Here is a 24,188-nt window from a genome sequence, read left to right on the forward strand (position 1 = left end):
GCCAGTTCTCTTGGAGAGTTGAGATGGGCAAGCAGAAGTTCGATCGGTCGAAGCCGCATTGCAACATAGGGACGATTGGTCATGTTGATCATGGCAAGACGTCTTTGACGGCGGCGATTACGAAGGTTTTGGCCGAGACGGGCGGTGCGACGTTCACGGCCTATGATCAGATTGACAAGGCTCCTGAGGAGAAGGCGCGCGGGATCACGATTTCGACGAGCCATGTGGAGTATGAGACGGCGAACCGTCACTATGCGCATGTGGATTGTCCTGGGCATGCGGATTATGTGAAGAACATGATCACGGGTGCGGCGCAGATGGATGGGGCGATTTTGGTGGTTTCGGCGGCGGATGGCCCGATGCCCCAGACGCGCGAGCATATTCTTCTTGCGCGGCAGGTGGGTGTTCCGGCGCTGGTGGTCTATCTGAACAAGGTTGACCAGGTGGACGATCCTGAGCTTCTTGAGCTGGTTGAGATGGAGGTTCGGGAGCTTCTTTCGAAGTATGATTTCCCGGGCGACGACATTCCGATTGTGCAGGGTTCTGCACTGGCGGCGTTGGAGGATCGCGATCCCGGCGGCATGGGGCGTGATTCGATTTTGAAGCTGATGGCGGCGGTGGATGAATATATTCCGCAGCCTGAGCGTCCGAAGGACCAGCCGTTCCTGATGCCGATTGAAGATGTGTTCTCGATTTCGGGCCGCGGCACGGTTGTGACGGGTCGTATTGAGCGTGGCGTTGTGAAGGTTGGCGAGGAAGTTGAGATCGTCGGGATCAAGGACACGCGCAAGACGACGGTGACGGGTGTCGAGATGTTCCGCAAGCTGCTGGATCAGGGCGAGGCGGGCGACAATGTTGGCGCTCTTCTGCGTGGCGTGGACCGTGAGATGGTGGAGCGGGGCCAGGTTCTGTGCAAGCCGGGCACGGTGAAGCCGCATAAGAAGTTCACGGCGGAAGCCTATATTTTGACGAAGGAGGAGGGGGGCCGTCATACGCCGTTCTTCACCAACTACCGGCCGCAATTCTATTTCCGCACGACGGACGTGACAGGCGTGGTGACGCTTCCCGAAGGTGTCGAAATGGTGATGCCCGGCGACAACGTGTCGATGAACGTGGAACTGATCACACCCATCGCCATGGAAGAGAAGCTGCGCTTCGCCATCCGTGAAGGCGGCCGAACCGTCGGCGCCGGTGTCGTCGCCACCATCGTCGAGTAATTTTAATCCAGTCGGCGGCTTGGCGGGAAGTTCCGTCCAAGCCACCGAATTCGTGGGTCCAGGACTATGCAAAGGCAGAATATCCGCATCCGGCTCAAAGCGTTTGACCATCGAATTCTCGATACGTCGACGCGTGAGATCGTGAACACAGCTAAGCGCACGGGCGCTCAGGTTCGTGGTCCGATCCCGCTGCCGACACAAATCGAGCGGTTCACGGTCAATCGCTCTCCGCATGTGGACAAGAAAAGCCGAGAGCAGTTTGAGATCCGCACCCATAAGCGGCTTCTGGACATCGTGGACCCGACCCCCCAGACCGTCGACGCTTTGATGAAGCTCGACCTGGCGGCCGGTGTTGACGTCGAAATTAAGCTTTAAGCGCTCTTTAGCGAAAGGACCAAAGCGATGCGGTCAGGTGTCATCGCGCAGAAGCTGGGTATGACCCGCATCTATACCGAGGATGGCCGAAATATCCCGGTGACGGTTTTGAAGCTCGACAACTGTCAAGTTGTAGCGCACCGCACCGAGGAGAAGGACGGCTACACGGCGCTCCAGTTGGGTGTCGGCACTGCCAAGGTGAAGCGGGTAACGAAAGCTGAGCGTGGCTTTTTTGCGGCTGTTCAAGTCGAGCCGAAACGGAAGGTCGCCGAGTTCCGGGTGACTCCCGACAACCTCATCGAGGTGGGATCCGAGCTCACGGCAGATCACTTCGTTGCTGGCCAGTTCGTTGATGCGGCTGGGATCTCCATCGGCAAAGGCTTTGCAGGCGTGATGAAGCGCCACAATTTTGGCGGTCTCCGGGCCACCCACGGCGTCTCGGTTTCGCACCGCAGCCACGGGTCCACGGGAAACCGTCAAGACCCGGGCAAGGTGTTCAAGAACAAAAAGATGGCCGGGCACATGGGTGCGGAAAAAGTTACCACGCAGAATTTGCAGGTGGTCAAGACCGATACCGACCGTGGTCTCATTATGGTCAAGGGCTCGATCCCCGGTTCAAAAGGGGGCTGGATCTATCTTTCGGATGCTGTGAAGCGGAAGCTTCCAGAGAATGTGCCTTTTCCGGGTGCTTTCCGGAAGAATGGTACCGAAGCTCCGGCGTCTGCTGCTGAAGCGGCGCCTGAGACACAAGGTTGAAGGTGTTCGAGATGAAGATTGATGTCAAAACTCTCGATGCCGAGGACGCAGGATCGGTAGAGCTTGCCGACCATATTTTCGGTCTTGAGCCGCGTGCAGATATTCTTCACCGCATGGTGAACTGGCAGCTCGCAAAGCGACGCGCGGGGACCCACAAGGCCAAGGACCGGGGGGAAGTGGCCTACTCGACGGCAAAGATCTACAAGCAGAAGGGCACAGGCCGCGCGCGGCATGGCAGCAAGAAGGTCGGTGTCTTTCGTGGGGGTGGTAAGGCTTTCGGACCAGTTTCACGCGATCATGCCCATGATCTGCCGAAGAAAGTACGAGCCTTGGCTCTGAAGTATGCGCTGTCATCCAAGGCACGGGCCGAGGAAGTAATTGTTATCGACCAGGCCGTCTCTGGCGAAGCCAAAACGAAGTCGATATTGGCTTCGTTTGAGAAGCTTGGCCTTAAGCATGCGCTGATTATCGGTGGCACAGAGATTGATGTGAATTTTGGGCTTGCCGCACGGAACGTGCATGGGATCGACGTGCTGCCTGTCCAAGGCATCAACGTTTATGACGTGCTCCGCTGCAAGCAGTTGGTTTTGACCAAGGCCGCGATCGAGGCTCTTGAGGAGCGGTTTAAATGACCAACCCGAAGCTTTATGATGTGATTGTTAGCCCGGTGATCACCGAGAAGTCGACATTGGTCTCCGAGCACAATCAAGTGATGTTCAACGTGGCGCGGACGGCGTCGAAACCCGAGATTAAGCTCGCGGTTGAAACACTGTTTGGCGTCAAGGTGAAAGCCGTGAATACGCTGCTCCGCAAAGGTAAGGTGAAGCGGTTTCGGGGTATGCCCGGCCGGCAGAGCGACGTGAAGAAAGCGATCGTGACCCTCGAAGAGGGCCAATCCATTGACGTCACGACCGGCATCTGAGGATAGAGGCTTAGCGCTATGGCACTGAAAACCTATAAGCCGACGACACCGGGCCAGCGCGGTTTAGTGCTTGTCGACCGAAGCGGCCTCTGGAAGGGCAAGCCTGTCAAGGCGTTGACGGAGGGTCTGTCGAAATCCGGTGGTCGCAACAATCACGGTCGAATTACGGCTTGGCATCGTGGCGGCGGACATAAGCGCACCTATCGCATCATCGATTTTAAGCGCCGGAAGTTTGATGTGTCCGCAACCGTCGAACGGATCGAGTATGATCCAAACCGGTCCGCGTTCATTGCACTCGTGACCTATGCTGACGGAGAGCAGTCCTATATCCTGGCGCCTCAGCGGCTCAAGGAAGGTGACACCGTCGTTTCGGGCGCGAAGGTCGATGTTAAGCCTGGCAATGCAATGCCGCTGGCCAGCATGCCTGTCGGAACGATCGTGCACAACGTCGAGATGAAGGAAGGCAAGGGCGGGCAGATTGCGCGGTCGGCGGGAGCATACGCCCAGCTGGTAGGTCGCGATCAGGGCTATGCTCAGCTTCGCCTGCGCTCGGGTGAAACCCGCATTGTTCGCAGCGAATGCTTCGCCACTGTGGGTGCCGTGTCAAATCCTGACCACGCCAATACCTCGATTGGTAAGGCGGGTCGGAGCCGTTGGCTGGGCTGGCGCCCGGTGACACGCGGCGTCGCCATGAATCCAGTGGATCATCCTCATGGCGGTGGCGAAGGTCGCACCTCCGGAGGTCGTCATCCTGTGACCCCCTGGGGAAAGCCGACCAAAGGCAAGCGGACCCGTATGAACAAGGCATCGCAGAAGTTTATCCTGCGCAGCCGTCATCTTAAGAAGTAGAGGTAGCCGTGGCACGCTCGGTTTGGAAAGGTCCGTTTATCGACGGCTCCGTCTTGAAGAAGGCCGAGGAGGCTCGGTCTTCGGGTCGTAATCAGGCGATCAAGATTTGGAGTCGACGCTCAACCATCGTGCCCCAGTTTGTGGGCCAGACATTCGCAGTCCATAACGGCCAGAAGCACGTACCGGTCAACGTCTCCGAAGAGATGGTTGGTCACAAATTCGGTGAGTTTGCGCCGACCCGCACGTTCTACGGCCATGCGGCGGATCGCAAGGCAAAGAGGAAGTAACCATGGGCAAGCGTTCGAGAGAGCGGGTGCTGAAGGACACCGAAGCGAAGGCGGTTCTCCGCTCTTTGCGGGTGTCGCCGCAGAAGCTCAATGATGTTGCCTCCATGATCCGGGGCAAGAAGGTCGATCGCGCTTTGGCCGAACTGACCTTTTCGCGTAAGCGAATCTCGGACGATGTCAGGAAGACGCTGCAATCGGCGATCGCGAATGCCGAAAACAACCATTCGCTTGACGTCGACAGTTTGGTGGTGGCGGAGGCCTTCGTGGGCAAGGGGCTGGTGATGAAGCGGTTCAGTCCCCGCGCACGCGGTCGTGCTGGCCGGATAACGAAACCGTTCAGCCAGCTCACAATCGTTGTGCGTCAGGTCGAGGAGGCCGCATAATGGGTCAGAAGATCAATCCGACGGGCTTTCGGTTGGGTATCAATCGCACCTGGGACTCACGCTGGTATGCCGACCGCGGAGAATACGCTCGGCTGCTGCATGAAGATCTGAAGATCAAGGACTTTCTGAAGACCTCCCTCAAGCAGGCAGGGGTTTCCAAAGTTGTGATCGAGCGCCCTCATAAGAAGTGCCGCGTGACTATTCACACCGCCCGCCCAGGTGTTGTCATTGGCAAAAAGGGTGCTGACATCGAGAAGCTGCGCAAGAAGATCGGCGAATACACAACGTCCGATGTTCATCTGAACATCGTCGAGGTGCGCAAGCCGGAGATGGACAGTCAGCTTCTCGCGGAAAATATCGCTCAACAGCTGGAGCGCCGTGTGGCGTTCCGCCGGGCGATGAAGCGAGCAGTTCAATCGGCAATGCGTTTAGGTGCTCAGGGTATCCGCATAACTTGCGGTGGGCGTCTGGGCGGCGCCGAGATCGCACGCACTGAGTGGTATCGTGAGGGACGGGTCCCACTTCACACTCTCCGTGCCGATATCGATTTCGGCGTTGCGACTGCGCACACGGCCTACGGCACTATTGGGATCAAGGTTTGGATCTTTAAGGGCGAGATCCTTGAGCATGACCCTTTTGCTTCGGAGCGACGTGTTCTGGAGTTCCAGGAAAGCGGCAACCGCAGTGGCGGAGACCGTGATCGTGACCGTGATCGTCCTCGGCGGGAGCCGCGACGCGAGCCGGCGAGCTGATACGATTGAGTTGAGGATCTAGGATTATGCTGCAGCCAAAACGCACAAAATTCCGCAAGCAGCACAAAGGGCGGATTCACGGTAAGGCCAAGGGCGGCACCGAACTGAATTTCGGCGCCTTTGGCTTGAAGGCGACCGAACCGGAGCGCATTACCGCGCGCCAGATCGAGGCCGCCCGTCGTGCGATTACACGCCACATGAAGCGGGCGGGACGCGTATGGATCCGGATTTTCCCGGACGTGCCGGTCTCAAAGAAGCCGACTGAGGTGCGTATGGGTAAGGGCAAGGGTGCACCTGAGTTCTGGGCGGCAAGAGTGAAGCCGGGGCGCATCATGTTTGAAATCGATGGTGTCGACCGAGAGACTGCTGAAGAAGCACTGCGACTCGCGGCGGCCAAATTGCCGATCAATACTCGCTTCGTTGCGCGCTTCGGCGAGCAGTAAGCAGACTGACCTATAGGAACGACTTGCCATGAAGGCCTCTGACGTAAAGCTCCTGAGCGATGATCAGCTCAAGGACGAATTGCTGAAGCTGAAGAAGGAGCAGTTCAACCTGCGCTTCCAGAGGGCTGTAGGCCAGGTTGAGAACACGGCACGCATCCGCGATGTCCGGCGCACGGTGGCTCGGATCATGACGATCCAGCGCCAGCGCGTCACGGCAGCGGCAAGCTGAGGGACGGGAGAACACGATGCCAAAACGCATCCTGCAGGGCGTGGTCGTCAGTGACAAAAACGAACAGACCATTGTGGTCCAGGTCGAGCGTCGCTTTACGCACCCCCTGTTCAAGAAGACCGTTCGGCGGTCAAAGAAGTTTCATGCCCATGATGAGAACCGTGCCGCAAAGGTCGGAGACGTCGTGCGCATTCAGGAATGCAAGCCAGTCTCGAAGTTGAAGACTTGGACGCTGATCGAAAATATTTCCCAGGGCCAGTCGGGGTCTACGGGACAAGAATGATGCTTGTCGTCGTATGACGAACGGCTGACAGGAATGAAGGTGGTGCCATGATACAGATGCAAACCAGTCTGGACGTAGCCGACAATTCCGGCGCGCGCCGGGTGCAGTGCATCAAGGTACTCGGCGGATCGCATCGCAAGTACGCTCATGTGGGTGATGTGATCGTTGTTTCCGTAAAGGAAGCAATCCCGCGCGGCCGGGTGAAGAAGGGCAATGTCATGAAGGCGGTCGTCGTACGTACCGCAAAGGACATTCATCGCTCGGACGGTTCGGTGATCCGGTTCGACGGCAATGCAGCCGTTTTGATCAACAATCAGGGCGAGCCGATCGGCACACGTATTTTTGGTCCGGTGCCGCGTGAGCTGAGGGCTAAGAATCACATGAAGATCATTTCGCTCGCGCCGGAGGTGCTTTGATGGCCGCGAAAATCAAAAAGGGCGACAACGTCGTTGTGCTTGCCGGGAAAGATAAGGGTAAGCGCGGCGAGGTGTTGAAGATGCTACCGGTGGAAAATCGCGCTCTGGTGCGCGGCGTTAACCGCGTTCAGCGTCACCAGAAGCAGACTGGTACTCAGGAGGGTGGCATCATCTCGAAGGAGTTGCCAATCCACGTTTCGAACCTGGCGCTCGAGGACCCGAAGGACGGCAAGGCAACTCGGGTTGGATTTAAGATCCTCAATGATGGCAGCAAAGTGCGGGTCGCACGGCGGTCGGGGGAAACAATCGATGGTTGATAACTACATTCCTCGGCTTCAGCAGCATTATCGGGACGAGGTGCGCGCGAAGCTGACTGAAAAATTTTCTTACAGCAACGTCCATCAGGTTCCTGAGCTCGACAAGATCGTGCTCAACATGGGCATCGGTGAGGCGGTGGCCGATACGAAGCTCGTGCGTTCCGCGGTTGCGGATTTGGCTTTGATCGCTGGCCAGAAGGCTGTGGTGACGAAGGCGCGAAAGTCGATCGCGACTTTCAAGGTGCGCGACGGCATGCCCATTGGAGGCAAGGTTACGCTACGTCGGGCCCGAATGTATGAGTTTTTCGATCGTCTTTTAACGATCGCTCTCCCTCGGGTCCGGGACTTTCGTGGCTTGCCAACTTCGAGTTTTGACGGCAACGGCAATTATGCCTTGGGCATTAAGGAACACATAATTTTCCCAGAGATTAACTATGATAAGGTTGATCGAGTTTGGGGTCTTGATGTGATCATCTGTACGACTGCTCGCACCGATGACGAAGCTCGCGCTCTGCTCGAGGCTTTTGACTTTCCCTTTCGCCAGGCGCCCGCTCGGCGTCAGGCCGCGTAACGACGCCAAGATCTAGAGGACCAAATGGCCAAGAAGAGCGCTATCGAGACCAACAAGCGGCGCAGGAAGCTTGCCCAGAAGTTTTCAGCTCGGCGTCAGCGGCTGAAAGCTTTGGTGCAGGATAAGTCCACGCCGATCGAGGAACGGTTTGCTGCACAGCTTAAGCTGGCGGCGTTGCCGCGTAACTCGGCTCCGACACGCATTCGGAACCGATGTGAGATTACGGGGCGTCCTCGGGCGTTCTACCGCAAACTGAAGATGTCGCGGATCGCGCTGCGGGATTATGCCTCTAAGGGCGCGATTCCCGGCATGGTCAAGTCGAGCTGGTAAGCGGGAAGTCTGGAGAAACTTGAAATGAGTGTGAATGATCCGCTCGGCGATATGTTGACCCGCATCCGCAATGCTCAGCTGCGCGGCAAGACGAAGGTTACAACGCCGGCTTCTAAGTTGCGGAAGCGCGTCTTGGACGTGCTGGAGCAAGAAGGCTTCATCCGTGGATATGCGGAGGTTGAATTCGAAACGGGTAAGGCTGAGTTCGAAATCGAGCTGAAATACTTCGATGGCGAGCCGGTTATCCATGAGATCAGGCGCGTATCGACCCCGGGCCGCCGCGTTTATGCGTCAGTGACGACAATGCCGACCGTCTATAACGGTTTGGGTATCTCGATCCTTTCGACTTCGCAGGGTGTCATGTCCGATTCTGACGCACGCGATCGCAATGTCGGGGGTGAAGTGCTCTGCACCGTCTTCTGAGCCGGTTCAGCGTATCATCGAACAGTTTTGATCAGCCTCAGCTTCCGGAGATCCCGGATAACGGAAGGCCGAAGTGAAGCAGGAAAAGAGCCATGTCCAGGACCGGTAAAAAGCCCGTCCCCGTACCGAAGGGCGTATCACTCACTATTGATGGCCGGTCCTTGTCCGCGAAAGGTCCAAGGGGTGAGCTTTCAATGGTGCTCGTGGAAGAGGTCCTTGCGAAGATGGGCGAGGATGGCGCGGTCACCGTCGATCCCCGTGACGACTCCAAGCGAGCCCGGGCGATGTGGGGTATGAGCCGCACGTTGATTGCGAATATGGTGGAAGGCGTTTCTGAAGGATTCAAGAAGACGCTTGAGATCAGCGGCGTTGGCTATCGCGCTGCACTTCAGGGCAATGTCCTGCAATTGCAGCTTGGCTATAGCCACGATGTAAAATATCCGGTGCCGGAGGGGATTAAGATCGAGACGCCGCGTCCGGTGGAGATCATCATCAGCGGCATTGATAAGCAGCGTGTCGGTCAGGTTGCCGCGGAGATCCGCGAATATAGGCCGCCGGAGCCCTATAAGGGTAAAGGCATTAAATACGCTGGCGAAACCGTCTTCCGCAAGGAAGGTAAGAAGAAGTAACGGGAGTTTGGTAAATGGTTGGCAAATTGTCCCAACAGGAGCGCCGCTCGGCGCGGGTGCGCAAGGCGCTGAAGGCGCGTGCGTATGGCCGCCCGCGCCTGAGCGTCTTCCGCTCCCACAAAAATATCTATGCCCAGATCATCGATGATGAGAAGGGTGTTACGCTCGCCGCTGCCTCGAGCCTGGATCCCGACTTGAAGGGTCAACTAAGGACTGGCGGTGGTATTGATGCCGCGAGCGCTATTGGCAAGTTGATTGCTGAGCGTGCGAAAGGTGCAGGGGTCTCTGACGTGGTTTTCGACCGCGGAGGGTATCTCTATCATGGCCGTGTGAAGGCGTTGGCTGATGCCGCGCGCGAAGGCGGCCTGAACTTCTAATCCGAGATCATCGAAGGCAGACGAACGTTATGGCGCCGAGAGACAATCAGCGGGAAGACCGCAAGGATCGAGACGATCGCGACAGCGAGTTCGTCGACAAGCTGGTGCACATCAACCGTGTGGCTAAAGTCGTGAAGGGCGGACGTCGGTTCGGCTTCGCTGCTCTCGTCGTGGTTGGAGATCAGAAGGGGCGCGTCGGCTTCGGCCATGGCAAAGCGCGAGAAGTTCCGGAGGCTATTCGTAAGGCAACGGAGACAGCGAAGAAGACGATGCTGCGCGTTCCGTTGCGGGAAGGCCGGACTCTTCATCACGACGTTTTGGGTCATCACGGAGCGGGCCGCGTAGTGCTCCGCGCAGCCCCTCCTGGTACCGGTATCATTGCTGGCGGTCCGATGCGTGCCGTGTTTGAAACCCTGGGTGTGCAGGACGTTGTCGCCAAATCTGTTGGGACCTCCAATCCTTACAACATGGTTCGCGCGACATTCGATGCGCTCAAGAATGAAATGAGCCCGCGTCAGGTCGCCTCGCGCCGCGGTAAGAAGGTGAGTGACATTGTCGCTCGACGCCGCGATGCATCAGCGATGGTGGAATAGGAATATGGCGAAGGCTAAAGACAATACCGGTAAGGCGACGGTGACAGTCGAGCAGATCGGTAGCGCCGCCCGTCGGCCAAAAGACCAGCATGACACTTTGCTGGGGTTGGGTCTCAAAAGAATGCACCGGCAGTCGACTCTGATCGACACGCCTGAAGTACGCGGAATGATCAAGAAGGTGAGCCACTTGGTCCGCGTGGTTGAATAAGCGGCGCTGAGCCAAAAGGTCTGGAACGATGAAACTGAACGAACTGAGGGACAATCCTGGCGCGCGCCATTCCGCGAAGCGTCGCGGCCGCGGCATGGGCTCCGGGCTCGGCAAGACCTCGGGCCACGGTGTCAAAGGTCAGAAGGCCAGATCTGGCGTCGCCGTGAACGGTTTCGAAGGCGGCCAGATGCCGATCTATCGCCGTCTGCCGAAGCGGGGCTTCAATAACATACACGCCAAGGCGTACAATGAGATTAATCTCGGCCGGCTCCAGGAAGCGATTGACGCCAAGGCAATTGATCCGGCCGCACTTATTACACTTCAGAGCCTGTTTGACGCCGGCATCCTCTCGCGCAAGCTGCATGGTTTACGTCTGCTTGGCGGCGGAGAGTTGAAGTCGAATATTTCGATTGAAGTGGCCCATGCCACCAAGTCTGCGCTTGAGGCTGTTGAAAAGGCCGGGGGCAGTGTGACGGTAATTGCTCAGAAGGCCCAGAAGGCGACCGAAGAAATCGCCTGACGATTGCCGGGTCGTCGGTCATGATTTGTATCTGATCGACACTCAGGATCCGCTCGAGGAACAGAATGGCATCAGCAGCAGAGCAGCTTGCGGCAAATATCAACCTTGCAGCCTTTGGCAAGGCGACCGAGCTCAAGAAGCGGATATGGTTCACCCTTGGCGCGTTGATTGTTTACCGCCTCGGAACCTACATTCCTGTTCCGGGTGTGGATCCCATTGAACTCGGACGTTTGGTTCAACAGAACTCCAGTGGCATTTTGGGCTGGATCAACGGCATGGCCGGTGGCGCTCTCGGGCGGATGGCGATTTTCGCCCTCAATATTATGCCGTATATCTCCGCCTCTATCATCGTTCAGCTGATGACGTCGGTTTCACCTCATCTTGAGGCGCTGAAGAAGGAAGGCGAGCAGGGCCGCAAAACGCTGAATCAGTACACTCGCTACGGCACGGTGGTCTTGGCTACCTTTCAAGCCTACGCAATAGCCGTGGGGCTGGAGGGTTCTGGCAATGTCGTCCTAGATCCCGGATGGTTCTTCCGGGTATCGACGGTGATCACGCTCGTGGGCGGGACTGTTTTCCTGATGTGGCTTGGCGAGCAGATTACCGCGCGGGGAATCGGAAACGGAATTTCACTGATCATCTTTGCAGGCATTGTCGCGGAGCTGCCAAGGGCGATTGCCGGCACTCTGGAGCTTGGGCGCCAAGGTGTTTTATCGACCTACCTCATTATCGGCATCGTCATCATGGCGGTCGCCGTTGTGATGTTCATCGTGTTTATGGAGCGAGCGCAGCGGCGTATTCTCGTTCAATATCCTAAGCGACAGGTCGGCAACAAGGTTTTCCAGGGGGATAGCTCCCATTTGCCTCTTAAGCTGAATACAGCGGGAGTTATTCCTCCTATCTTTGCGTCCTCGCTGCTTCTGTTGCCCATTACAGCGGCTAATTTTTCGGCAGGGCAGGGGCCGGGGTGGTTGACGACCATAACGGCGCTTCTGGGGCCCGGCCAACCGTTGTTCATGGTGCTTTACGTGGCCATGATCATCTTCTTCGCATTCTTCTATACGGCAATTGTCTTCAATCCCAAGGATACTGCGGACAATCTGAAAAAGTATGGAGGTTTTATACCTGGCATCCGTCCCGGTGAACGGACCGCCGAATACATTGATTATGTGCTGACACGCATCACCTTGATTGGCGCTCTCTATCTGTCCCTCGTCTGTATGATGCCCGAGATCCTACGTTCCTACTGGGCTTTGCCCTTTTATTTCGGAGGTACGTCGTTGCTGATCGTTGTCAGCGTGACGATGGACACCGTCTCTCAGGTCCAGAGCCATCTCCTTGCTCATCAGTATGAGGGCCTTGTTAAAAAGGCGAAGCTCAGGGGGACGCGTCGATGAATCTGATCCTTCTGGGTCCGCCCGGGGCGGGTAAGGGCACTCAGGCCAAGCTTTTGGAAGAGCGGAGGGGTCTGAAGCAATTGTCCACTGGTGACATGCTCCGGGCAGCCATTGCTGAGGCAAGCGCGCTTGGTCGCGAGGTCGAGGCGATCATGGCTCGGGGAGATCTGGTCCCCGACGAGATCGTAGTGGGCATCATTGGCGAGCGAATCCAGGCACCAGATTGTGCGCGTGGATTCATACTTGATGGATTTCCCCGTAATGTTGCTCAGGCACAAGCCCTCGATGAGATGCTTGATGAGCACGGTCTTGGGCTGGACGCAGTGATCGAGCTTGGGGTCGACGATCAGATCTTGATCAGCAGGATTGAGAAGCGAGCGAGCGAAACGGTTGGCGGACCGCGGGCCGATGACAATGTCGAGGCGCTGCGCAAGCGGTTATCCGTTTACACCGAACAGACCGCGCCGGTGGCAGAGTATTACCGGGACAGCGGTAAATTGAAGACGGTTGATGGCATGGCGCCCGTGGATGAGGTCAGCCGGCAGATTGACTTGGTATTGAATAAGGCGGCTTGAGGTTTTCCACTGACAGTCGCGTGTTGACGTAGACGAAGACTCGTCTTACATAACGCGCACTTTTTAGTGTTGGATCAGGCTGGCCTCTGGAAGTTCCCGATGGGGATTTGCTGAGGGCTCAGCCTCGTTCTGTTATCGCTGGCCGATTCGGCGGCGTGGTTAGGCCCGTTACTTTATTTCGGGCGATTGTAGGAGAAGGCGACGTGGCCCGTATTGCTGGCGTCAATATTCCGACGAACAAGCGCGTCGAAATCGCGCTGACCTATATTCACGGCATTGGTCACAGGAAGGCTCGTGAGATCTGTGAAAAGGTGAGCATTCCGCTGGAGCGGCGGGTCAACGAACTGTCGGACGCCGATGTTCTTCAGATCCGCGAAACCATTGACCGGGATTATTTGGTCGAAGGCGACCTGCGCCGCGAAGTGGCTATGAATATCAAACGGCTGATGGATCTGGGCTGCTATCGCGGGCTGCGTCATCGGCGCGGTTTGCCGGTCCGTGGTCAGCGGACGCATACGAATGCCCGTACCCGCAAAGGTCCGGCCAAGGCGATCGCCGGTAAGAAGAAGTAAGGATTAGGGCAAGACCCATGGCCAAAGATACCACTCGCGTCAAGCGCAAGGAACGCAAGAACATCACATCGGGCGTCGCCCACGTGAATGCGACCTTCAACAACACCATGATCACGATCACCGATGTGCAGGGAAATACGATTTCCTGGGCTTCGGCAGGCAAGATGGGGTTTAAGGGTTCGCGCAAGTCGACACCCTTCGCAGCCCAGATGGCAGCCGAAGAAGCTGCACGCCGTGCAATGGATCATGGCATGAAGACGCTAGAAGTTGAAGTCAAAGGTCCAGGCTCGGGACGTGAATCGGCATTGCGGGCATTGCAGTCAGTCGGTTTGCAAATCACCACCATCCGTGATGTGACCCCGATTGCTCATAACGGCTGCCGCCCGCCCAAGCGCCGGCGCGTCTAATCGGTTTCAAGTCGATGCAGCGTGGCGCCTACGGCGTCTTGCGGCGCGTCGGTTTTAAAAAATCGCGTGAGGGTCGAAAGCATTGACCTGCGCGAGCAACGTTACGAACGAGGGTTCGAAGTGATCCAGAAAAACTGGCAAGATCTAATCAAGCCGAACAAGCTCGAGGTCACGCCGGGGCGTAATCCCAAGCGTGTCGCCACGCTGGTTGCCGAGCCTCTCGAACGTGGTTTTGGGCTGACGCTGGGAAACGCGCTTCGCCGTGTTCTATTGTCGTCCCTGCAGGGGGCCGCAATCACATCGGTGCATATCGATGGCGTCCTGCATGAGTTTTCTTCCATCACTGGTGTTCGCGAGGATGTGACGGACATGGTCCTGAACATCAAAGAAATCGCGTTGAAGATGCATGTCGAGGGCCCTAAACGTCTGATGCTGAAGAAGCAGGGACCAGGTGTCGTCAGGGCTGGTGACATTGAGGAGACGGCTGATATCCAGGTGTTGAATCCTGAGCATGTGATCTGCACTCTTGATGAGGGCGCAGAAATTCGCATGGAGTTCACAGTCAATATCGGCAAGGGGTATGTCGCGGCTGATCGCAACCGGCCCGAGGATGCACCGATCGGCCTTATTCCTGTCGATAGTCTCTATAGCCCGGTGAAGAAAGTCTCTTATCGGGTCGAGAACACGCGTGAGGGTCAGATCCTCGACTATGACAAACTGACGATGACCATTGAGACTGACGGGTCGATCACCCCCGAGGATACAGTGGCCTATGGCGCGCGGATTCTTCAGGATCAACTCCAGATATTTATTAATTTCGAGGAGCCCAGCCGAGTAGAGGAAGAGGATCGCCAGGCTTCGGAATTACCGTTCAACGCGGCCCTTCTGAAGAAAGTGGATGAACTCGAACTTTCCGTGCGTTCGGCGAACTGTCTGAAGAACGATAACATCGTCTATATCGGTGATCTGATCCAGAAGACGGAAGCGGAGATGCTTCGTACGCCTAACTTCGGCCGGAAATCCTTGAATGAAATCAAGGAAGTTCTCGCGCAAATGGGTCTCCATTTGGGTATGGAGGTAACCAATTGGCCGCCTGAGAACATCGAAGAATTGGCAAAGAAATACGAAAACCAGTATTGAGTTGGCCCGCCTTAGTGGCGAGAGCATCTAGTGATGGATTGAGGAGAGGCTGCAATGCGGCACGGTAAAAGCGGGCGCAAGCTCAACAGGACTGCAAGCCATCGCAAGGCCATGTTTGCGAATATGGCAGCGTCTCTTATCAAACATGAGCAGATCGTCACGACCTTGCCCAAGGCGAAGGAACTTCGGCCTATCGTCGAGAAGCTGATTACGTTGGCCAAGAAGGGCGGGCTGCATCGTCGGCGCCAGGCGATCTCGCAAATTCGTGATATCACCCAGGTCGGAAAGCTTTTTGATACTTTAGGTGCACGTTATGAAGGCCGTCAGGGCGGATACACGCGCGTTTTGAAGGCTGGCTTCCGCTATGGCGATAACGCCCCCCTTGCCGTGATCGAGTTTGTGGACCGTGATCCGGAAGCGAAGGGAAAAGACTCGGGGCCCGTAGGTGATGAGACGGAGTCTGCTGCCGCGGCTTGATTGAGCGTTCACAAGTAAAGAAGGAGAAGCGCGGCAGTGTCGCGCTTTCTTATTTTTTGCCCTATCGGTGCAAATCTTGCCAGCCCGGATCCGGCGCGAACCGGGGACCATACTGCTCTGTGAGTTCTTCAAGGGTATAAAAAATCCGATCAAGCCCTCGACTCCGGGCATAATGAAGTGGGCCACCCCGAAACGGTGCGAAACCCGTCCCGAAGATCACGCCAGCATCGGCTGCGTCTTCATTGTCGATGACCCGTTCCCTAAGACAGGCGACGGTTGCATTGATCATCGGCAAGATCAATCGGTCCTGCAAATGCGCATCAGGTTTCGTCTCGAGCTTTGCTTTCTGCGCCTTGCCCTCGGTCCACGTGTAGATCCCCTGGCCCGTTTTGCGCCCCAGCTTTCCGTCTTCCACGAGTTTGATGAACCACTCCGGAATTTCGCTCGATTGTCCAGGGAGCTGTGTCTGAAGTTCCCTCGCCACGTGCAAGGCAACATCTAGCCCCACTGTGTCTGCAAGTTCAATCGGGCCCATCGGCATGCCGAAAGCCTCCGCAGCCGCGTCAATCAATTCGGGTTTGATTCCCTCGCCATAAGCGAGGAAGGCCTCCATCATGTAAGGGGTGAGTGTTCTATTCACGAGAAAACCTGGAGCGGACTTCACCGGCAGCGGTAGTTTGTCGATGGCGACAGTAAATGCTTGGACCTTGGCTTGCACAAGCGGATCAAGTAGGTCGTGGGTGACGATTTCGACCAGCGGCATCTTGGCGACGGGGTTAAAGAAGTGGAGGCCCAAGAAATGCGATGGGGTCTGCATGCCGGCGCGAAGGTCCTCCAGCAATATGCTGGAAGTATTGCTTGCCAGGATCGCGCCGGGCTTCATCTTTGCCTGAACCTCGGCATAAACAGCATGTTTGATGTCAAGGCGCTCTGGGACAGCTTCAATGATGAGATCGGCTCGCGCGAGCCCAAATCCATTCGGATCGGGCATCAGTCGATCAAGACGGTCTTTGATGTCGCTACCCCGGTGCTGCCCTTCAAATAGCTTTGCAGCGCGCTGGATTGCAGGGCCGATTAGTTTGACATTGCGGTCTTGCAAGGTGACTCGAAACCCTTGCTTGGCACACCAGGCGGCGATATCGCCACCCATCACCCCAGCGCCGATCACATGGACATGGACGATCCCGTGTTCCAAACCCTTGCCGTTGGCTTTTAGGGCTTCACGGAGAAAAAACACGCGCGTGAGATTCTGTGCAGTCTGGCCCGTAATGAGCCGGGCAAAGCTTTCCGTCTCGGCGAGCCGCATCTCCACAGGGCTCCCCCCATGCTCGCGCCAGAGATCGATGAGGGCATAGGGTGCGGGATAATGCTCGCGGCGGACGCGCTTGCGAGTCTCGTTCTCCATCTTGGAGCTGATGATCGCACGCGCGGGCGCTGTCGTCATCGCTCTCGACCTAAGGCTCTTGGTTCTCTCCAGGGTGAGCTTTCCCTCCGCCGCCCAACTAACCGCGGCGGCCGCATGGCGTTCCGGCACGACGACATCAATGAGGTTCAATCGCTTGGCCCGGCGGGCGTCGAGAGTTCTGCCGGTGAGCATGAATGTCATCGCCGCGACGGGATCGGTCGCGACATCCAATGTGCGCCAGGTGCCGGCAAGTCCGGGATGCAGGCCGAGCATCACCTCTGGGAACCCGATCTTCAGATCATCACGGCCAATGCGGATACGGCACGCTAGCGCGAGCTCAAGCCCACCGCCCAGACAAAGTCCGTGCAGAACGGCAATTGTGGGTGCGGGAAATTTCGACAACCGGTCGAACACCTCAAGCCCTTGCCGGATGGTTGCCGTCACCTCCGCGATTTCGATCATACTTCTGAACTCGCTGATGTCGGCTCCGGCAGCAAAGCCATTGGCTTTCATCGATCGGATCACCATTGCACGAGGTCTAAAGGCTTCAACCTCGGTGAGAAGGCTGTCGAACTCCGCCAGCACTTCTGCCGACAAGGTGTTAGTGCTCGCATTCTCTTTATCGAAGAGAACCCAGGCTATGCCGGAGACGTCGGTATGCCAACGCCAGTGATTGTATGAGGATCGTCCGGGCTGTTCAGCGGCGGGCAATCCCGTGGTCAGGGTCTCATTGGCGAGAGCGATAAGGCTGGCATGCTGTTTGGGATCGATCATCCGCATCGCATTCACTCCACGAGTTCAAGCAGCATGGCACCGCCCATGCCGCCGCCGATGCATTCGGTAGCGATGCCGCGTCGCGCACCCAGTCTCTGCATGACATGAATCAAATGTAGGGTAAGACGATTGCCACTGGTCCCAACGGGATGGCCGAGGCTGATCGCCCCGCCATCAACATTCAGGATCTCGCGATCAACCGTGCCGAATGGCTCATCCAATCCTAGGACGTTGCGGCAAAATTCGGGGCTCTCCCATGCAGACAGGCAGGCAAGCACTTGCGCAGCAAAGGCTTCGTTCAGCTCCCAGGCCCCGATATCGTCGCGCGTGAGCCCCTGCCTATGGCAGAGTGCGGTGGCGCAAAGCACAGGCCCCAACCCCATGACGGAAGGATCGAGGGCCGACCATTCTGAGTCCACGATCTTCGCCATGGGTTTCAGACCATAGCGTGTGACGGCAGTCTCCGAAGCCAGAATGGTCCACGAACCTCCGTCGGTGATTTGTGACGAATTGCCGGCCGTCACCTTGCCGAAGGGGCGTTCGAAAGCCGGTTTAAGCTTGGCAAGTTGTTCCAGTGAATTGTCGGCCCGGACCCCGTCGTCGTGATCATAGATCTGCCCGCTGCGGCCGATCATGGGATGAAGCTCCTTGAGCCATCCTTCTTTATGCGCTTTCGCCAGGCGGAGGTGACTTTGGAGGGCATACGCATCGGCTTGCTCACGGCTGATGCCGAACTGATGAGCCAGCCGCTCGGCGGTCTGGCCCATGTTGAGCTTCACAACCGGATCTGTGAGACCGCGGATGATTCCAATAGACGGATAAAGCATTTGCGGCCGGAACTTAATAATCTTTCGGAATTTGTCGCCGGGAGTTTTCGCGGCGTTTAATTCCCCGAACCAGTGCACCGCGTCGTCTCGGTAGAGCAGCGGCGCGTGGCTCAACGCTTCCGTCCCACCGGCTAGGATAAGGTCGCCGTCGCCCGCAGCAATGTATCTGTAAGCGACGTCGATCGACTGCATGCCGGAGGCGCAGTTGCGTTGCACGGTCCATCCGGGCACCCCGATACCGCAGCCCAGGCGTAAAGCGGCGACGCGACCCGGATTGACTTCGTCGGGATGGACATTGACGCAACCCAGAATGACCTCGTCGAATTGGTCGGGCTCGAAGCTCTGACGGGCAAGTAACGGCCGGCCCGCCTCCACCGCGAGATCGACGGGCGTAAACGGCCCCGGGCCAGTTCGTGCCTTGAGGAACGGCGTCCTGCCGCCGTCGATAATATAGACAGGCCGTCGACCCGACGAAGATGCTGATACGGCTTTGCGCCGAGCTGGACGTCTGGAAGCGGATTCTGAGGCGCCGGAGGCTGCGGCCCGGCGCGGTTGAGCGGTTGCGATGGGAATTCTCCTATGCAGCGTCCGAACCGGATGGGGTGATGCTGACGCCTGTGGTTACACTTTTGATGTCCTCCAGATTGAAGTGATCTACGTCCGATACGGAGTGAACGAGTGCTGCAGTATCGCGAAGCTCCACAACCTCATCAGCCGTGAGGACACCGGCAGTCAATGCATCCTCGGCGTTACGAATTCGGGCGGCGCGCATCTTGGCGCGCAGTGGCTCCGCGGCGATGACCCGACGCAACGCTTCCTCCAATCGGCCAAGCTCCGTTTCCTGTCCGCCAGTATAGATGCCTGCGCATAGCCGGTCCCGTGTCGCGCCGGGTCGTGTCACCAGTTCTGCGACCTCTTGCACAAGCCTGTCTGATGGAGCGGCGTGGATCGCGCCGAATGGCCGAGTTGCGAAGCGCAGCTTCCAGGCTACGATGCGATTGGGGAAGTTATCGAACACCTCCTTCAGTCTCTGTTCCGCGACATGCAGGCAGGACTGGGCTGCATAGTGAACAAGCGGCAGATCCTCGGGCGGTCGCCCGTCGTCGCGCCACCGCTTGACGATGGCTGAGGCGAAATAAAGTTCCGACAACACGTCGCCAAGACGCGCTGAGATCATCTCCTTGCGCTTCAGGGCACCACCCATGGTGATCATTGCGGCGTCTGCGGTGAGAGCCAAGGCTGCTGAGAGCTGAGCGATCCCGCGAAAATAAGGTGAGGTCGCATCCTGCACCGGGCTGGGGCCCCATCGCGCGAAACTCCAGCTTCGGCAAAGCGTTCGGGCCATTGTTCTCATCAGATAGGCGAAATGAGCAAACAGGATCTCATCGAAGTCGCGGAGGCCGGTCTCTCGATCGGGATTCTGTGCTGCCTGCATCTCCTTGAGGATGAACGGATGGCACCTTATGGATCCTTGACCAAAGATGATGAGCGAGCGTGTGAGAATATTGGCCCCTTCAACCGTGATACCGATGGGAACGGCCCGATAGAGATTGCCGAGATAGTTATTGGGCCCGTCGCAGATCCCCTTGCCGCCATGGACATCCATGGCATCGTCGACCACGCGGCGCAGCGCTTCCGTCGCGTGATACTTCAGAATGCCGGAAATGACCGAAGGCTTTTGTCCGACATCCAGAGCCGCAAGAGTGAGCCGTCGTCCGGAATCGATCTTGTAGGTTGCGCCGGCGATCCGGGCGATGGCCTCCTGAACCCCCTCGAAGCGGGCGACGGGCAGATTGAATTGCTCGCGAATGCGGGCGTAGGCACCGGTCGCTTGCGTACACAGTTTCATGCCGCTGATAGAAAGGGAGGGCAGGGATATCCCACGACCGGCCGCCAATGCCGCGGTCAGCATGCGCCAGCCTTGCCCTGCTCGGGAGGGCCCGCCAATGATGGCATCAAGAGGGAGGAAGACGTCCCGACCCCAATTTGGTCCGTTGGGGAAAGCCTGCATCGCGGGATAGTGACGCCTGCCGATTTCCACACCCGGTGTATCGGTCGGAACCAGTGCCAAGGTAATCCCCAGGTCCACTTGATCCCCAAGCAGATGCTCTGGGTCCCTGAGCTTAAACGCGAGCCCCAGAACCGTGCAGATCGGTCCTAGCGAAATGTATCGCTTGCTCCAGTTGAGACGCATGCCAAGCACACGTTCGCCCTTGTAGTCGCCATAGCCCACGACACCGGTGTCGGTCATCGACGCGGCATCGGAGCCGGCCTCGACGCTGGTCAGTCCGAAGGCGGGGATCTCTCGCCCATCCGCAAGGCGAGGGAGATAATGGTCCTTCTGGGCATCCGTGCCGTAATGCGCGAGAAGTTCTCCCGGCCCCAGCGAGTTAGGCACAATCACCGCGACAGCCGCAGATGCCGAACGTGAGGCGAGTTTGACCACCACCGCCGAGTGGGCGGTAGCGGAAAAGCCCAGGCCCCCATAGGCCTTGGGGATGATCATGCCGAGAAACCTGTGCGCCTTGACGAATTCCCAGATCGGCTCCGGAATGTCGCGTTCGACGAAACAGATTTGCCAATCGTCGATCAGACGGCACAGCTCTTCGACCGGTCCGTCGAGAAAGGCCTGCTCCTCTGCAGTAAGCGGGTGTTCCGCGGTGTCCAGAAGTCTGTTGAAATCTGGATTCCCGCGCAGGAGATCCGCATCCCACCAGACGGTCCCGGCCTCCAGGGCCTCCCGCTCGGTTGCCGACATCGCCGGCAAGATCTCCCGCACCCAGTTCAACATCGGGCGCGAGATGTGCCGCTGGCGGAAGGTGAGGGCGTCGTCGGCCATTAAGTGTGAAACCTCGGTGCTGAAATTGAGACTGGTTGCAGGCTTTGCCTATCTCCTCACAACTTATGCCAACTACCGAGAACAATCACTCTCCGAAAGTTCCGTGCGATTCACAATGTCGGGTGTCCGTACGACTCTGCCCGAAAAGTTCGCCCGGTACGTTGCGCTACCGGCAGAACAGAATGATTTTGGCGCCGGTCTCGAGCATTCATTCTCAATCGACGTGTATCGCGTCGGAGATGGACTGCGGGTGAGCTGACTGCGCAGCATTCAACGGCCGCTGAGCGTCAATAGCGGTTACCATTTGCTTTACGAAACCGGTTGTTCCTTGACTTTCGGCAGCCGGAATAGGTGAGGCAACCCCGGGTGAGGGAGGCAGCGAAGTTTGCGCTTCGCCTCGGTAAAGCTCAGCGAAGAGTCCGGGAGGCTTAGGCGGGATCGGCGGCCCAAACACCATGTTCGAAGGCGCATCTGTCATATTAGATATAAATGGTGGAAGTTTACCGTTCGGCCCAGGCAGGGTAGCAAGGAACTCATAAGCTGCTGCAGGGCTAGTCTGACTTTCGTACATCCTAATAAAGCTGTCCCGCACTTCGACCGGCATTTTATGCCAGTTCTGCTGCACTGCGGAGATTTCTGCATGGGATAAGAGGGTCGGAGGAGCTGACGTTGCCCCAAAAATTTTGTTGAACCATTTGAGCATCAATATGTTCCTAGATAAAATTGGGAAATATGATCGCAATCATAGGTTGCATTAAATCCGCAGTCAAGCTTGGCGCCCGTTGCCCTCCGTTAGATGCGATCGGAGTCCCGCATCAGTTCGACTCATGCATCTGGAGGAGAGCATCGACAGCGATGACGCCTTCGCTCGATGCGCGGATGATCAAGGGATTGACGTCCAACTCGATCAGTGTCGCCGCATGGGCGGTCGAGAAAGCCGCGATCTGGATAATTGCGTCGACCAACCTGCCTCGGTCGCCTGATGTTCCCCGAAACCCGTCGATCAGCTTAGCGACCCTCAATGTCGACAAGGCCTCCTCGACCTCTTCACGGGTCGTTGGCAGCAGCAGCGTTGCCGTATCGCGCAGCAGTTCGGTCAGGACGCCGCCCGCGCCGATGACCAGGATTTGGCCGAATTGTGGATCCGATGTGGCGCCCACGATGATTTCCGCCACGCCGCGCCTCACCATCTCCTCGACGAGAATCTCGTTGGACAGCGTGGAGAGGCGCACCGCCGCAGCCTCGACAGAGGGCCTGTCGCGCAGATCGAGGATCACGCCGCCCATGTCGGATTTGTGCAGGAGTTCGGCACCTGAGGCTTTCAGCACCACGGGATAGCCAATGCGATCGGCGGCCGCGCCCGCTTCGTCGGGGCTGCAGATTTCTCCCCGAGGAACGGGAATGCCATACTGGCTGAGAAGATCCTTCGCTTCACGCTCAGTGAAGTTGACGACCGGTCGCAGGGAGACCGTTGGTGCTGCTGGCAGGAGAGGTGGCAGAGGACGCGCCCAGGCGCAGCCGATAAAGGCGGCCGCTTCGAAGGCAACCAGGGCTTCCTCGAGCCCGGCCATGGGGGCGATACCGCGCGCGCTCATCCGCTCCCGCATAGGCTCCGGAAGGCATTCCTGCAGATTGGCCACGATGGCCCCTTTGACGCCGTTGCGATCGGCTGCCAGGGCCAGAGCGTCGGCGGCCGTGTACCAGTCGGCAGAAGGCAAGCCCGCGGTGGGCGTGTCGAGGATCAGGAAACCGAGATCGAAGGGTCCTGAGAGAACGGCCGAGAAGGTAGCCTCCAATTGCTCCCTCCTCCCCCAGATGAAGGTGTGATAATCCAGCGGGTTCTCGATGGCGACATAGGCATTCAAGGTCTCGCGGACGGCGGGAGCCGTCTCGCCGAAGGCAGGGAACTCGATTGCTAACCCCTCGGCCATATCGGCGACGAGGGCTGCTTCGCCGCCAGAGCAGGACATGGACACAAGCCGATTGCCGGGCAGGGGGCCGACGATGCATAGGAACTTCAAAGTCTCCACGAAAGTGGTAAGGCTCGTGGCTCGGGCAATACCGTAGCGCTTGAACAATGCCGAATAAAGCGAATCGGCCCCGGCAAGCGAACCGGTATGGCTCTTTGCCACTCGCGCTCCGGCCTCCGACCGACCCGTTTTAAGAGCGACGATCGGCTTGCGGGCGGCAAGCGCCCGACGAGCTGCTGCAGCAAATCCCGGCACATCCGAAAGGCCTTCGATATGCAACCCAATGGCGGTCACCCTGTCATCGGCGACCAATGCATCGACCATGGTGCCGATATTGATGTCAGCCTGATTTCCCAGAGTGAAGATCCCCGCGACGGCCAGTCCACGCTGCAGGAACGTCAGGTTGCAGGCCAGATTGCCACTCTGGGTGACGATGGCAACGCCCTTTGTGCAAGGGGAAAGTGCGTGAATGTCGGGCCATAACGCACAACGTCCAGGGACATTGATGAAACCATAGCAATTGGGGCCCATGAGCGGCATGCCCGCCGCCGCGCTCAGCAACTCGGCCTGAAGCCCCTCACCCTCGCTACCGGTCTCGGTAAAGCCAGAAGCGTAGACGACGGCTCCCCCGCAGCCCTTGGAGCGCAAAGCCGTGACAATCTCGATAGTGGGCCCGCGAGGCACGCCGACAAAGGCAGCATCGACGTCCTGCGGAAGGTGGTCGACCGTGCGGACGCATGCGATGCCGGCCAACATTTCGCGTTTCGGATTGACGGCGTAAACCTGGCCGGGAAAACCGAGCTCCAGCGTTCGCTTCAACGCAGTTTCGGCCTCAGAGCCACCGATAAAGGCGATGGAACGAGGGTTGAGAAGCCGATGCAAGCGGTCCGGAATGGCGGTGGTGTGAGAGTTCAGGGTCATGAAA

33 protein-coding genes are annotated in these 24,188 nt (G+C 57.8%); 28 read left to right on the top strand and 5 right to left on the bottom strand.

Translation table 11 applies throughout. The annotated features are described in order from the left end of the window. Positions 1-23: 23 nt before the first annotated feature. The 28 genes from tuf (at position 24) to rplQ (ending at position 15,448) form a co-directional block, all read left to right on the top strand. Positions 24-1,217, top strand: a complete 1,194-nt coding sequence (gene tuf / locus FKM97_RS24675) for an elongation factor Tu (RefSeq protein ID WP_144295124.1) — start codon at positions 24-26, stop codon at positions 1,215-1,217. Between the two features lie 66 nt (positions 1,218-1,283). Next, the gene (gene rpsJ, locus FKM97_RS24680; RefSeq protein ID WP_144295125.1) at positions 1,284-1,592 is read left to right on the top strand and encodes a 30S ribosomal protein S10; all 309 of its coding nucleotides are present in this window, start codon (positions 1,284-1,286) and stop codon (positions 1,590-1,592) included. 27 nt (positions 1,593-1,619) lie between these two features. Further along, entirely contained in the window at positions 1,620-2,348 is a 729-nt protein-coding gene (gene rplC / locus FKM97_RS24685) for a 50S ribosomal protein L3 (protein ID WP_144295126.1), read from the top strand. A gap of 11 nt (positions 2,349-2,359) precedes the next feature. After that, complete coding sequence (rplD, locus tag FKM97_RS24690) at positions 2,360-2,980, top strand: 50S ribosomal protein L4 (RefSeq protein WP_144295127.1); 621 nt, start codon at positions 2,360-2,362, stop codon at positions 2,978-2,980. Next, positions 2,977-3,270: a 50S ribosomal protein L23 gene (locus FKM97_RS24695; protein ID WP_144295128.1), complete on the top strand. Its 294-nt coding sequence runs from the start codon at positions 2,977-2,979 to the stop codon at positions 3,268-3,270. Before rplD ends, FKM97_RS24695 begins: the two co-directional genes overlap by 4 nt. Before the next feature lie 18 nt (positions 3,271-3,288). Further along, complete coding sequence (gene rplB, locus FKM97_RS24700; protein ID WP_144295129.1) at positions 3,289-4,119, top strand: 50S ribosomal protein L2; 831 nt, start codon at positions 3,289-3,291, stop codon at positions 4,117-4,119. A gap of 8 nt (positions 4,120-4,127) precedes the next feature. After that, positions 4,128-4,406 carry a 30S ribosomal protein S19 gene (gene rpsS / locus FKM97_RS24705; RefSeq protein ID WP_144295130.1) on the top strand — a complete coding sequence of 93 codons (279 nt, stop codon included), beginning with the start codon at positions 4,128-4,130 and terminating at the stop codon, positions 4,404-4,406. A 2-nt stretch (positions 4,407-4,408) separates the two neighbouring features. Next, positions 4,409-4,789 (top strand): 50S ribosomal protein L22, encoded by a 381-nt coding sequence (rplV, locus tag FKM97_RS24710; RefSeq protein WP_144295131.1) that lies wholly within the window; start codon positions 4,409-4,411, stop codon positions 4,787-4,789. Beyond that, positions 4,789-5,541 (top strand): 30S ribosomal protein S3, encoded by a 753-nt coding sequence (gene rpsC / locus FKM97_RS24715; protein ID WP_144295132.1) that lies wholly within the window; start codon positions 4,789-4,791, stop codon positions 5,539-5,541. The genes rplV and rpsC overlap by 1 nt, the downstream gene beginning before the upstream one ends. 26 nt (positions 5,542-5,567) lie before the next feature. After that, positions 5,568-5,984, top strand: coding sequence for a 50S ribosomal protein L16 (gene rplP / locus FKM97_RS24720; protein ID WP_144295133.1), 417 nt, complete (start codon positions 5,568-5,570; stop codon positions 5,982-5,984). A gap of 28 nt (positions 5,985-6,012) precedes the next feature. Beyond that, a complete protein-coding gene (gene rpmC, locus FKM97_RS24725) occupies positions 6,013-6,213 on the top strand; it encodes a 50S ribosomal protein L29 (RefSeq protein ID WP_144295134.1) in 201 nt (66 codons plus the stop codon). Positions 6,214-6,229: 16 nt separating this feature from the next. Next, complete coding sequence (gene rpsQ, locus FKM97_RS24730; protein ID WP_144295135.1) at positions 6,230-6,496, top strand: 30S ribosomal protein S17; 267 nt, start codon at positions 6,230-6,232, stop codon at positions 6,494-6,496. 47 nt (positions 6,497-6,543) lie between these two features. Continuing rightward, on the top strand, positions 6,544-6,912 hold the full coding sequence (gene rplN, locus FKM97_RS24735) for a 50S ribosomal protein L14 (RefSeq protein WP_144295136.1): 369 nt from the start codon (positions 6,544-6,546) through the stop codon (positions 6,910-6,912). Continuing rightward, positions 6,912-7,229, top strand: coding sequence for a 50S ribosomal protein L24 (gene rplX, locus FKM97_RS24740; RefSeq protein ID WP_144295137.1), 318 nt, complete (start codon positions 6,912-6,914; stop codon positions 7,227-7,229). Before rplN ends, rplX begins: the two co-directional genes overlap by 1 nt. Further along, the gene (rplE, locus tag FKM97_RS24745; protein ID WP_144295176.1) at positions 7,222-7,800 is read left to right on the top strand and encodes a 50S ribosomal protein L5; all 579 of its coding nucleotides are present in this window, start codon (positions 7,222-7,224) and stop codon (positions 7,798-7,800) included. The genes rplX and rplE overlap by 8 nt, the downstream gene beginning before the upstream one ends. A gap of 24 nt (positions 7,801-7,824) precedes the next feature. Next, positions 7,825-8,130 carry a 30S ribosomal protein S14 gene (rpsN, locus tag FKM97_RS24750; protein WP_144295138.1) on the top strand — a complete coding sequence of 102 codons (306 nt, stop codon included), beginning with the start codon at positions 7,825-7,827 and terminating at the stop codon, positions 8,128-8,130. Between the two features lie 24 nt (positions 8,131-8,154). Beyond that, positions 8,155-8,553, top strand: a complete 399-nt coding sequence (rpsH, locus tag FKM97_RS24755; protein WP_144295139.1) for a 30S ribosomal protein S8 — start codon at positions 8,155-8,157, stop codon at positions 8,551-8,553. A gap of 92 nt (positions 8,554-8,645) precedes the next feature. Next, a complete protein-coding gene (gene rplF, locus FKM97_RS24760) occupies positions 8,646-9,182 on the top strand; it encodes a 50S ribosomal protein L6 (RefSeq protein ID WP_144295140.1) in 537 nt (178 codons plus the stop codon). 14 nt (positions 9,183-9,196) lie between these two features. After that, positions 9,197-9,559, top strand: a complete 363-nt coding sequence (gene rplR, locus FKM97_RS24765; protein WP_144295141.1) for a 50S ribosomal protein L18 — start codon at positions 9,197-9,199, stop codon at positions 9,557-9,559. Positions 9,560-9,588: 29 nt separating this feature from the next. Continuing rightward, on the top strand, positions 9,589-10,152 hold the full coding sequence (gene rpsE / locus FKM97_RS24770; protein ID WP_144295142.1) for a 30S ribosomal protein S5: 564 nt from the start codon (positions 9,589-9,591) through the stop codon (positions 10,150-10,152). A gap of 4 nt (positions 10,153-10,156) precedes the next feature. Further along, entirely contained in the window at positions 10,157-10,360 is a 204-nt protein-coding gene (gene rpmD, locus FKM97_RS24775) for a 50S ribosomal protein L30 (protein ID WP_144295143.1), read from the top strand. Between the two features lie 28 nt (positions 10,361-10,388). Continuing rightward, complete coding sequence (rplO, locus tag FKM97_RS24780; RefSeq protein ID WP_144295144.1) at positions 10,389-10,880, top strand: 50S ribosomal protein L15; 492 nt, start codon at positions 10,389-10,391, stop codon at positions 10,878-10,880. Between the two features lie 65 nt (positions 10,881-10,945). Then, on the top strand, positions 10,946-12,277 hold the full coding sequence (gene secY, locus FKM97_RS24785; protein WP_144295145.1) for a preprotein translocase subunit SecY: 1,332 nt from the start codon (positions 10,946-10,948) through the stop codon (positions 12,275-12,277). Continuing rightward, positions 12,274-12,852 carry an adenylate kinase gene (locus tag FKM97_RS24790; protein ID WP_144295146.1) on the top strand — a complete coding sequence of 193 codons (579 nt, stop codon included), beginning with the start codon at positions 12,274-12,276 and terminating at the stop codon, positions 12,850-12,852. The genes secY and FKM97_RS24790 overlap by 4 nt, the downstream gene beginning before the upstream one ends. 203 nt (positions 12,853-13,055) lie before the next feature. Next, positions 13,056-13,424 (top strand): 30S ribosomal protein S13, encoded by a 369-nt coding sequence (gene rpsM / locus FKM97_RS24795; protein WP_144295147.1) that lies wholly within the window; start codon positions 13,056-13,058, stop codon positions 13,422-13,424. A 17-nt stretch (positions 13,425-13,441) separates the two neighbouring features. Continuing rightward, a complete protein-coding gene (gene rpsK / locus FKM97_RS24800; RefSeq protein WP_144295148.1) occupies positions 13,442-13,831 on the top strand; it encodes a 30S ribosomal protein S11 in 390 nt (129 codons plus the stop codon). Between the two features lie 120 nt (positions 13,832-13,951). Continuing rightward, on the top strand, positions 13,952-14,971 hold the full coding sequence (locus tag FKM97_RS24805) for a DNA-directed RNA polymerase subunit alpha (RefSeq protein WP_144295177.1): 1,020 nt from the start codon (positions 13,952-13,954) through the stop codon (positions 14,969-14,971). A 54-nt stretch (positions 14,972-15,025) separates the two neighbouring features. Continuing rightward, complete coding sequence (rplQ, locus tag FKM97_RS24810) at positions 15,026-15,448, top strand: 50S ribosomal protein L17 (RefSeq protein WP_144295149.1); 423 nt, start codon at positions 15,026-15,028, stop codon at positions 15,446-15,448. A gap of 61 nt (positions 15,449-15,509) precedes the next feature. Here rplQ and FKM97_RS24815 read toward each other — a convergent pair whose 3' ends face one another. From FKM97_RS24815 to FKM97_RS24835, 5 genes are all read right to left on the bottom strand, one after another. Continuing rightward, positions 15,510-17,633 (bottom strand): 3-hydroxyacyl-CoA dehydrogenase NAD-binding domain-containing protein, encoded by a 2,124-nt coding sequence (locus FKM97_RS24815; RefSeq protein WP_144295150.1) that lies wholly within the window; start codon positions 17,631-17,633, stop codon positions 15,510-15,512. 5 nt (positions 17,634-17,638) lie between these two features. After that, positions 17,639-19,027 carry an acetyl-CoA C-acetyltransferase gene (locus tag FKM97_RS24820; RefSeq protein ID WP_428977945.1) on the bottom strand — a complete coding sequence of 463 codons (1,389 nt, stop codon included), beginning with the start codon at positions 19,025-19,027 and terminating at the stop codon, positions 17,639-17,641. Positions 19,028-19,031: 4 nt separating this feature from the next. Continuing rightward, positions 19,032-21,293, bottom strand: a complete 2,262-nt coding sequence (locus tag FKM97_RS24825; RefSeq protein WP_144295152.1) for an acyl-CoA dehydrogenase — start codon at positions 21,291-21,293, stop codon at positions 19,032-19,034. A gap of 214 nt (positions 21,294-21,507) precedes the next feature. Further along, positions 21,508-21,996, bottom strand: coding sequence for a hypothetical protein (locus tag FKM97_RS24830; RefSeq protein WP_144295153.1), 489 nt, complete (start codon positions 21,994-21,996; stop codon positions 21,508-21,510). A gap of 112 nt (positions 21,997-22,108) precedes the next feature. Further along, positions 22,109-24,184 carry an acetate--CoA ligase family protein gene (locus FKM97_RS24835; RefSeq protein WP_144295154.1) on the bottom strand — a complete coding sequence of 692 codons (2,076 nt, stop codon included), beginning with the start codon at positions 24,182-24,184 and terminating at the stop codon, positions 22,109-22,111. Positions 24,185-24,188: the final 4 nt, after the last annotated feature.

This window comes from Rhodoligotrophos appendicifer (assembly GCF_007474605.1).
In the GTDB taxonomy this organism is placed as follows: Bacteria; Pseudomonadota; Alphaproteobacteria; order Rhizobiales; family Im1; genus Rhodoligotrophos; species Rhodoligotrophos appendicifer.